The 293-nt window shown below is 36.9% G+C and carries 1 protein-coding gene; it reads right to left on the bottom strand.

The window, feature by feature from the left end; all coding sequences use genetic code 11:
• Positions 1-293: hypothetical protein (locus E1171_RS23700; RefSeq protein ID WP_222931429.1), on the bottom strand; the 293-nt coding region annotated here is incomplete at both ends.

The following is a 293-nucleotide window of genomic DNA, read 5'->3' as shown; positions in this document are numbered from 1 at the left end:
CCCATTTTAAAGCACCAAAAGCTACACCGGAATAATCTTTATTATAAGCTTTATTTAAAAGATCGGCTCCATTAAGGGTATTTCCCACATAACCAGGAACCTTGTATTTACCTGAGACTTCAGCACCTACCTCGGCCGCAGTGTTTGCTTTACCCAAAATAGAAATAATCCCTCCCATTGGATCAGACTTCTTTTTTTTAGAATTCTTTGATTCTTGAATAAACAATTCTCTTTCTGCAAAAGGACTATAACTATAAGTGGCATCAGCAACATGAAGAGGAATCAAGTTTCTC

This window comes from Xanthovirga aplysinae, assembly GCF_009711365.1.
Classification (GTDB): domain Bacteria; phylum Bacteroidota; class Bacteroidia; order Cytophagales; family Cyclobacteriaceae; genus Xanthovirga; species Xanthovirga aplysinae.
The sequence above is the reverse complement of the archived record's forward strand: the minus strand, read 5'-3'. Positions and strand labels throughout refer to the sequence as shown.